Origin of the sequence: Mycobacterium gordonae (assembly GCF_002101675.1) — a bacterium.
GTDB lineage: Bacteria > Actinomycetota > Actinomycetes > Mycobacteriales > Mycobacteriaceae > Mycobacterium > Mycobacterium gordonae.
In genome coordinates, this window is record NZ_LQOY01000063.1 from 1 (window position 1) to 9,729 (window position 9,729).

The following is a 9,729-nucleotide window of genomic DNA, read 5'->3' on the forward strand; positions in this document are numbered from 1 at the left end:
CCACCGGCCTGACCACCGATCGCACCACCAACCTGACCACCAACACCAACCGCGCCGCCGACCTGACCACCAACGCCAACCGCGCCGCCCAGCCCGCCACCGACCTGACCACCGATGCCACCACCAATGGCGCCACCGGCCTGACCACCGATCGCACCACCAACCTGACCACCAACACCAACCGCGCCGCCGACCTGACCGCCAACGCCAACCGCGCCGCCCAGCCCGCCACCGATTGCGCCACCGACGCCGGCACCGACCTGACCACCGAGTCCGATGCCGGCCTGGCCGCCAATCCCGCCGCCGAGGCCCACACCAGCTCCCCCGCCGATGCCACCGATCACGCCGCCCTGAGCTTCAATCTCGGCTTGCAGCCCGAAGCCGACGCCGGCCTGCGCACCCACACCCACGCCGGTTCCGACACCGGCGCCCAGTCCGGCTCCGACCCCCGCTTGCACACCCAACCCAACCTCGAGACCGGCCTGGGCTCCGACACCAACTCCGGCGCCCACACCACCAGTCGGCTCGATGAACGCCAAACCGGGAGCGGGCGCGACGACACCGGGCTGCGCGCCCAGCCCTGTCTGCCCAACCAACCCTGCGTTCAGACCGGTCGCGAGACCCGCCCCGACGTCAGCCGCAGCCGCACCGGCCAATCCCACGCCCGCATCGGCGGCGATCAGACCCGCGTCAGTCGCGACACTGCCGGCATCATTCGCGACCAGTCCAGCGTTGCTGATGATTGGCCCCGCGTCCTGCGCGACGAGACTGGATACAACATCCGCATCCGACGACGGGATCGCGAGACCGTGCTGATCAGCTACCGCCTGCTGCAACGCTCCGATCGGGTCCTCGGATGAGACGGCGACCCCGGGGACTGCGCTGGCCACTGCCGACGAGACCTCAGCAGGGGAAACGTTGATCAGTCCGGCGTTGGTCATCGCCTGCCCGGGAGCAGCGACAAAAGATTGCGCCGCCTCTTCACTACGGAACAGGCTCAGGATGTAGTCCACTAGCGAGGTCATCTTCTTTTCCCTTCAATCGAAACCGTGAAGTTGTTCGCCGAAGTGACCGGCGCTCTGTCGTAAACGGTATGGATTCCGCGACCCCCCCAAATCGGGGTCAGTTCCCTTAACCGGGGGACCACCCACCGGGATAGTCGGGGCTGCCTCGTTAGGGGATTAGGGGAAAAGTGGGACCCCCCATCCCATGCTGAAACCACCCCCGCTTACAGCATTTCTGCACGTCAAACACTAGTCCGCGGTCGTCTCAGACGCCAGACAGGTCGGTAAAGAAAGAAGATCAGCCCTGCACGCCGTGCATGCCGAAGCCGTGGTGATCGGGCGGTGCATCGTGCGGATGCGCGTCCGGATGAATCACCGAGTGGTCCCATAGTCCAGGGTCGCTGGCCGGGAAGCCCCCATGATCGAACGCGATCTCGGGCATTCCGCCACCCGTGACCAGCCCAGACTGCTCAGGGTGGCCGATCTGGACCGGAGGAGGACCGGCGGGCGTGTCGACCGGCAGGTGTGCCGCGGGCTGATTGATAACACCCCCAAGGCCACTGATCGCCCCGTGCTGGGACACCGACGCAGCCGGCGTATGCGGCGTGAAGGCATCGAAAGCCGCGGTGGCCGCCCCGCTCGCCCACACATTGCCGGGATCGGCGACGGGCATGCCGGCAACCGCACCGGTGGGCCCGGCCATTGACAGCGAGTCCGAAACCATCGGGATCAGATTGTTGACATCGACGCTGGTCACGTCCGTAAGGTGCGCATCAGCGATGGCCTGGGCGGGGTTGGCGGCATAGCGCGCTGCAGCCTCCGGATCCCGCACAAGCGAGATCACGAAGTCGAGCAACGAATTGGCCATTACCTATCTCCCTGTAGGTCGAGCCCGCAGAAATCCAGCACTAGCACGATGCTATCCGGTGAGCTGACACCGGTGTTCGGTGCGAACCCCGACCAGCCCCAACGCCCATTAGGGGGTGACGCGTTAGGGGAATGATCGGGTTACGGGGCCGAAACGGCTATGGTGGACGAGCCACTGGTGATCGATCGTAGGTGCACAGGGGGTTGGCGCTTGGAATTCCCGCGTGCTGCCCGCGATGTCCTCGGCAATCTCGCCAACGCCGCGGCGGCCCCGGCCAAGGCGATGATCGTCGGTGGCATCGGCACCGGCAAGACGACTTTCCTGGCCGCGGTCCGCGACAGCCTGCTCCATGCGGGCGTGCCGGTGCTGACCCGGCCGCCACGCCACGACGATCCGCCCGAGACGGCATTCGTGGTCGACGAGGCGCACCTGCTCACCGACGACGAGCTCCTCAAGCTCACCGAACGCGTCGGCGACACCCGCGCCACCATCGTGGTCGCGGCCGAACCCCATGAGCAGCGCGGGGCGCTACGTTCCCTGTCCACGGCGATCGCGAGGGAAAGACCTCGGATAACGCTGGGCCCATTGCCGGTCCCCGAACATCAACTCGACTACACCGCGGGTCTGCCGTTTCTCGTGCACGCTAAGTCACGAGGCGGTCAATCGCAGTCGGCGAAGCTCGCACTCATCGAGCGGCTGCGCCGAATCGACGAGCCCGATCTGGACACCCTGCTTCTCATGTCGCTGACCCACGCACTGGGTGCCACCGATGTCGCTGCGGCTCTTGGTATTTCGATGATCGACGCCCGGGTTCTGGTCGATCGGGCGCACGCCAGCGGGCTCGTCGAGCCGTCCTACCCCGCCGGGTTTCTACAACTTGTTCATGAAAGCGTCGCTCAGATCCTCGGGAACGCTCACCATCGAGAAGTCGAAACCTCGCTGCTGCGTTCCCAACTCGACATCGCAACCGTCTCAGCGGAATTCGCGCTACGACTGGCCGAACACGGTCTTTGTGACGAGCGACTAAGCGCCATCCTCTCCCGCCACGCCGCCGAAATCCGTGGCGACGCAGCCCAAGCCGCGCGGTTCTACCGGGCAGCGGTCCAGACCGGCGCCTCCGGCTTGACACCGCGTTTGGCTGATGCGCTCGCCCTCAGCGGCGACTGTTCAGCTGCCGCGGCGTTGGCCGACAGTTTGCTCGGCTCCCAGGATTTCACCGAACGCGCCGCGGCAGTGCGGATAGCAGCCAGCGTCGCGACGCACGACGGCAACTCCACGCAGGCGGCCGAGTTGTTCGGCTGGCTCGGTCCGTATCCGGATTCCGTGGTGGCCGCGGCAGGTGCGATCGTGCTTGCTGCGACGGGTGACCTTGCGACGGCCCAGGCCGCCGTGCGACTCAAGGACTCAGGCCCCCCGACGACTACCGCTCGCGCATCCCGCAGCCTGGCCGAAGGCCTGCTGCTGACCATGGATCAGCCTTACCCGGCTGCAATGGCGAAGCTCAGCGGGTCCATCGCGGTGGAACAGCCGATCGGCGAGGCATTCCCGGACAGCCCGGCCGCGCTCGTCACCCTCGCCGCAATACACGGCGGGGACCCGGTGCGGGCGCACAGTGTGATTGGGCGCGCGGTGCGCGCGGACACCGAGATGCTGTTCAAACACCGACACCTGCTGCTCTGCGGCTGGATCAAGATGCAAGACGGCCAACTGCCGTCGGCCGGCGCAGACGTCACCGCTGTCTCGGGGGTACACCTGCACCGCCGAGACGCGCTGTGGGCCGCCGCCCTGCAGACCGCGATCGCCCGACGCAGCGGCGACACCGGCGGGCTGCAAAAGCACTGGTACGCAGCCGTCGAGGTGCTCGCGGAGTACTCCTTGGACCTCTTCGCGCTGCTGCCGCTGGGCGAGCTGTGGGTCGCGGCCGCCCGCATGCGCCAGGTTGATCAGCTGCACCACGCCCTGGATCAGGCGTTCGCGCTGCTCAACTCGCTGGGAAACCCGCCGCTGTGGTCGATACCGCTGCACTGGGCGGGTGTGCACGCCGGAATCCTGGCCAACTCTCCGGACTCCGTCGCACCGCACGGACAGGCCCTCAGCGCAGCAGCCGCGCAAAGTACCCTCGCCCAGGCGCTTTCGGTTGCCGGACGAACGTGGCTGAAAGTGCTTGCCGGACAGGTGGACGCCGGCGAGGTCGGTGCGGCGGCGCGGTCGTTGACACATGTCGGGTTGACCTCCGACGCCACCCGGCTCGCGGGTCAGGCAGCGCTGCAGACATCCGACCCCCGGGTATCCGGCGCCATGCTGCAGCTCGCCCGCGACCTCAAGGTCGGCACGGGTTTCGCCGAAGCGCCCAGCGGCGAGGGACAAGGAGAACCCGCTGCGCCGGCGCCACGCCAGCCAACATCGGGAACACCGTTGTCTGACCGCGAACGTGAAGTCGCCGAACTACTACTGCTGGGCATGCCCTACCGCGATATCGGCGGCCAACTGTTCATCTCGGCAAAAACCGTCGAGCATCACGTCGCGCGAATCCGCCGCAGGCTCGGCGCCGGCTCACGCTCGGAGATGCTGTCGATGCTGCGCGCGATGCTGGCTCCGCAAAGCTGAGGTGTACGCCTGATCACACCGCACTCCGGTGGGCTGGTGATCTGCGCAAACTTAGGTTTGCCTATCTCGCGGCGAATCCCACAAAGATGTCAGTATGAGCAAGTTGACTAGCAAAGGCGCATCCGCGCCCCACGGCATCTGAATGACGATGAATCGAGGTGGCCTTCGGTGACCACGCAGACCCTCATCCGGCTCGTCCTGGGCATGGGCATGACCGCGGTCGTGATCTTGCTTGCCCTCAAACGAGTCTGGTGGTTGTACAAGCTGGTCACGTCCGGGCAGCCGGCAAGCGGACGCACCGATGACATCGGCAAGCGTGTCTGGGCGCAGGTGTCTGAGGTGTTCGGTCAGCGCAAGCTGCTCAAGTGGTCGGTCCCCGGTGTCGCCCACTTCTTCACCATGTGGGGCTTTTTCATCCTGCTCACGGTCTACATCGAGGCCTACGGGGTGCTTTTCAAGCCAGACTTCGCCCTACCCTTCATCGGGCATTGGGACGCCCTGGGCGCCCTGCAGGACTTCTTCGCCCTGGCCGTCCTGAGCGGCATCGTCGCGTTCGCCATCATCCGGTTGCGAACCGAGCCCAAGGAATACGGGCGCCAGTCCCGGTTCTACGGTTCACACACCGGCGGTGCGTGGCTGATTCTGTTCATGATCTTCAACGTCATCTGGACTTACGCCATCTTCCGCGGTGCGTCGGTCAACGCGCTCGGTGACGAATTCCCTTACGGCAACGGCGCATTCTTCTCCCACGCCATGGGCAACCTGCTGTCCGGGCTCGGCCCGCACACCAACGAGATCATCGAGACCGTCGCGCTGCTGCTGCATATCGGCGTGATGTTGTCCTTCCTGCTGATCGTGCTGCACTCCAAGCACTTGCACATCTTCCTGGCGCCCATCAACGTGACCTTCAAGCGACTGCCCGACGGATTGGGCCCGCTGCTGCCGCTGGAGGCCGACGGCAAGCCGATCGACTTCGAAAACCCGCCGGACGACGCCGAATTCGGCCGCGGCAAGATCGAGGACTTCACCTGGAAAGGCATGCTCGACTTCGCCACCTGTACCGAGTGCGGGCGATGCCAATCGCAATGCCCAGCGTGGAACACCGGCAAGCCGCTGTCTCCGAAGCTCGTCATCATGGACCTGCGTGACCATTGGATGGCCAAGGCGCCCTACATACTTGGCGAGAAGCAAAGCCCACTCGAGAACACACCGGAAGGTGGTCTCGGCGAGGAACTCCGCGGGGAGAAGCACGCCGAGGAGCACCACGTTCCTGAATCCGGCTTCGGCCGCATCATGGGCTCCGGGCCTGAGCAGGCGACTCGTCCGCTGGTCGGTACCGCCGAGCAGGGCGGCGTGATCGACCCAGACGTGTTGTGGTCCTGCGTGACCTGCGGCGCCTGCGTGGAGCAGTGTCCGGTCGACATCGAGCACGTCGACCACATCGTCGATATGCGCCGCTACCAGGTGATGATGGAGTCGGAGTTCCCCTCGGAGCTTTCGGTGCTGTTCAAGAACCTCGAGAACAAGGGCAACCCGTGGGGCCAGAACGCCTCTGACCGCACCGCCTGGATCGACGAGGTCGACTTCGACGTCCCGGTCTACGGCGAAGACGTCGAGAGCTTCGACGGCTACGAGTACCTGTTCTGGGTGGGTTGCGCCGGCGCCTACGACGATAAGGCGAAAAAGACCACCAAGGCCGTCGCGGAGCTGCTTTCCATCGCCGGAGTCAAGTACCTGGTCCTGGGCACCGGCGAGACCTGCAATGGCGATTCCGCGCGGCGCTCGGGCAACGAGTTCTTGTTCCAGCAGCTGGCTCAGCAGGCCGTCGAGACCCTGGACGGGCTATTCGAAGGGGTGGAGACCGTCGACCGCAAGATCGTCGTCACCTGCCCGCACTGCTTCAACACCCTCGGCAAGGAGTACCGCCAGCTCGGCAGCAACTACACGGTGCTGCACCACACCCAGCTGCTGAACCGGCTGGTGCGCGACAACAAGCTGGTCCCGGTGAACTCCGTTTCTCAGGACATCACCTACCACGACCCGTGCTACCTGGGCCGTCACAACAAGGTGTACGAGGCACCGCGTGAGCTGATCGGTGCCGCGGGCGCCAAGCTCACCGAAATGCCGCGCCACGCCGAGCGCAGCTTCTGCTGCGGTGCCGGTGGCGCACGCATGTGGATGGAAGAGCACATCGGCAAGCGCATCAACCACGAACGCGTCGACGAGGCGCTGGCCACCAACGCGGCCACCGTCGCGGTGGCGTGCCCGTTCTGCCGGGTGATGGTCACCGACGGCGTCAATGACCGCCAGGAAGAAGCCGGCCGCAGCGGTGTCGAGGTGCTCGACGTGGCCCAGGTGTTGCTCGCCTCGCTCGACCGCGACAGCGTGAAGCTGCCCGAAAAGGGCACGGCCGCAAAGGAAGCCGAAGAGCGGGCCGCCAAGGTGGAGAAGGCCAAGCCGAAAGCCGCCGCGGCTGCTCCTGCCGAGGCACCCGCCGAAGCGCCGGCAGCGGAGCCTGCCGCGCCTGCCGAAAAGCCCGCGGCGGCGACGCCCGCGGCGCCGGCCAAGGGTCTCGGCATAGCGGGTGGCGCCAAGCGCCCGGGCGCCAAGAAGGCGCCGCAAGCTGCCGCCTCGCCGGCTACGGAGGAAGCCGCCGCGCCGGCCGCGCCCACCAAGGGACTGGGCATGGCCGCCGGCGCCAAGCGCCCCGGCGCCAAGAAGGCTCCCGCCGCACCAGCTGAGTCGGCGGCGGCTACCGCGTCCGAACCCAAGGAAGGCGAGCCGCCGAGGCCCGCCGCACCCGTGAAGGGTCTTGGTCTGGCCGCGGGAGCCAAGCGTCCCGGAGAAAAGACCGCAGCCCGCCCTGGCCCAGCGAAGCCCGAAGCCCCGACGGAAAGCGCGGCAGTCGGGGGAGGCGAGGCACCCGCGCCCGAGGCTGAGAAGGCCGAGCCGGCCAAGCCCGCGGCGCCCGTGAAGGGGCTCGGTATCGCGGCCGGGGCCAAGCGGCCCGGTGCCAAGAAGAGCGCCCCTGCCGCCCCTGCCGCCCCTGCCGCCCCTGCGGCGCCAGCCGCGCCTGCCGAGCCCGCCGCACCCGCCGCATCCGAGCCGGAGCCGGAGCCCGCCGAGGCAAAGTCGGAACCCGCGGACACCAACGGTGACGCCAGTCCCCCGGCCGCACCTGCCGCGCCGGTCAAGGGCCTGGGACTGGCCAAGGGTGCACGCCCGCCGGGTAAGCGCTGATCACGGTTTCGCACCGAACAGCAAATATCGGTGGACAGCGATGGGACCATGGTTGACGTGACTACTCACCAGCTGCCCGCGCACACCTCCGGCCACCACCGGCAGCGGGTGTTCGCGCAGTCGTCCAAGCTGCAGGACGTTCTGTACGAAATCCGCGGGCCGGTACACCAGCACGCCGCACGGCTGGAGGCCGAAGGGCACCGCATCCTCAAGCTGAACATCGGCAACCCGGCGCCGTTCGGCTTCGAGGCACCGGATGTGATCATGCGCGACATGATCCAGGCGCTGCCCTATGCGCAGGGTTACTCCGACTCCAAAGGCATCCTGCCGGCGCGTCGCGCAGTGGTCACCCGCTACGAACTCGTCGAGGGTTTCCCCCGGTTCGACGTGGACGACGTCTATCTGGGCAACGGGGTATCCGAGCTCATCACGATGACCCTGCAGGCGTTGCTCGACAATGGCGACCAGGTATTGATCCCCGCCCCGGACTACCCGCTCTGGACGGCGTCGACCTCACTTGCGGGCGGCACGCCGGTGCACTACCTGTGCGACGAGACCCAAGGCTGGCAGCCCGACATCGCCGACCTTGAATCCAAGATCACCGAGCGCACCAAGGCACTGGTGGTGATCAACCCGAACAACCCGACGGGTGCGGTGTACAGCCGCGAAATCCTCACCGAGATGGTCGCTTTGGCGCGCAAGCACCAGCTGCTCCTGCTCGCCGACGAAATCTACGACAAGATCCTGTACGACGATGCCAAGCACATCAACGTCGCATCGCTGGCACCCGACATGTTGTGCCTGACCTTCAACGGTCTGTCGAAGGCGTATCGGGTCGCCGGATACCGGGCCGGCTGGCTGGCGATCACCGGGCCCAAGGACCACGCCAGCAGCTTCATCGAGGGGATCAGCCTGCTGGCCAACATGCGATTGTGCCCAAATGTACCGGCACAGCACGCAATTCAGGTGGCGCTCGGCGGCCATCAAAGCATCGAGGACCTGGTGCTGCCCGGCGGCCGTCTGCTCGAACAGCGCGACGTCGCCTGGAACAAGCTCAACGAAATACCCGGCGTCTCGTGCACCAAACCGGAAGGCGCGCTGTACGCGTTCCCCCGCCTGGACCCCGAGGTCTATGACATCACCGACGACGAACAACTCGTCCTCGACCTGCTGCTGCAGGAAAAGATTCTGGTCACCCAGGGCACCGGGTTCAACTGGCCGGAGCCGGATCACCTGCGCATCGTGACGTTGCCGTGGGCGCGTGATCTCGCCAAGGCCATCGAGCGGCTGGGCAACTTCCTGACCAGCTATCGGCAGTGAGACGCGGGACAACCTACGGCCTTTAGGCGCTTTCAGTAGGGGCGAAATGCCCTAGCTGCGAATTCACGTGTGCGCGACGCTCGTATCCACTTTGTCAACGATGACCTCGGGGTTGTGAGCGATGAACTATGTGGTGGTGCCGCCGGAGATCGTAGCGGCGGCGGCGACAGATCTGGCGAATATCGGTTCGTCACTCAGCGAGGCCAGTGCTGCCGCCGCTGCCCCGACGATGGGCGTGCTGGCGGCGGGTGCCGACGACGTGTCGGCGGCCATCGCCGCATTGTTCGGTGCACATGGGCAGGCCTATCAGGCATTGAGCGCCCAGGCGGCAGCGTTTCAGGCCCAGTTCGAGGCCACGCTGACAGCGGGCGCGAACGCCTACGCCAGTGCGGAGGCCGCCGGTGCGGCACCCTTGCAGCCACTTCTCGACGTGGTCAATGCGCCCACCCAGGCTTTGTTGGGGCGCCCGCTGATCGGCAACGGCGCCAACGGGGCCCCGGGCACCGGAGCAAACGGCGGCGACGGCGGGCTCTTGTTCGGCAATGGCGGGGCAGGCGGCAGCGGGGCGCCGGGCCTCAACGGCGGCAACGGCGGGGCCGGCGGAATCCTGTTTGGCGCCGGCGGAACCGGCGGCGCCGGCGGTGCCTCCACGACGGGGATCGGTGGGGCGGGCGGAGCCGGGGGAACCGG

6 protein-coding genes and 2 pseudogenes are annotated in these 9,729 nt (G+C 66.8%); 6 read left to right on the plus strand and 2 right to left on the minus strand.

The window, feature by feature from the left end:
• A partial coding sequence (locus AWC08_RS38070; protein WP_244906490.1) for a hypothetical protein occupies positions 1-860 on the plus strand: 860 nt, incomplete at its 5' end.
• A gap of 24 nt (positions 861-884) precedes the next feature.
• Here AWC08_RS38070 and AWC08_RS38075 read toward each other — a convergent pair.
• Positions 885-1,025: pseudogene (locus AWC08_RS38075) on the minus strand (IniB N-terminal domain-containing protein); the annotation flags it as partial.
• Positions 1,026-1,302: 277 nt separating this feature from the next.
• On the minus strand, positions 1,303-1,872 hold the full coding sequence (locus AWC08_RS10250) for an Rv0340 family IniB-related protein (protein ID WP_065135069.1): 570 nt from the start codon (positions 1,870-1,872) through the stop codon (positions 1,303-1,305).
• A gap of 210 nt (positions 1,873-2,082) precedes the next feature.
• Between AWC08_RS10250 and iniR the strand changes: the two genes are divergently transcribed.
• The 5 genes and pseudogenes from iniR to AWC08_RS38085 form a co-directional block, all read left to right on the plus strand.
• The gene (gene iniR / locus AWC08_RS10255) at positions 2,083-4,479 is read left to right on the plus strand and encodes an isoniazid response ATPase/transcriptional regulator IniR (RefSeq protein ID WP_232008126.1); all 2,397 of its coding nucleotides are present in this window, start codon (positions 2,083-2,085) and stop codon (positions 4,477-4,479) included.
• A gap of 168 nt (positions 4,480-4,647) precedes the next feature.
• Positions 4,648-7,719 carry a (Fe-S)-binding protein gene (locus AWC08_RS10260; protein WP_069435287.1) on the plus strand — a complete coding sequence of 1,024 codons (3,072 nt, stop codon included), beginning with the start codon at positions 4,648-4,650 and terminating at the stop codon, positions 7,717-7,719.
• A 30-nt stretch (positions 7,720-7,749) separates the two neighbouring features.
• Complete coding sequence (locus AWC08_RS10265; RefSeq protein ID WP_065135067.1) at positions 7,750-9,039, plus strand: pyridoxal phosphate-dependent aminotransferase; 1,290 nt, start codon at positions 7,750-7,752, stop codon at positions 9,037-9,039.
• Between the two features lie 121 nt (positions 9,040-9,160).
• Positions 9,161-9,379 (plus strand): annotated as a pseudogene (locus AWC08_RS38080) (PE family protein); the annotation flags it as partial.
• Positions 9,380-9,469: 90 nt separating this feature from the next.
• A partial coding sequence (locus AWC08_RS38085) for a PGRS repeat-containing protein (RefSeq protein WP_336442430.1) occupies positions 9,470-9,729 on the plus strand: 260 nt, incomplete at its 3' end.

Bases quoted from the DNA above. Each gene is read 5' to 3' on its own strand.
- AWC08_RS10250 (WP_065135069.1), bottom strand. From the start codon at position 1,872: ATGGCCAATTCGTTGCTCGACTTCGTGATCTCGCTTGTGCGGGATCCG.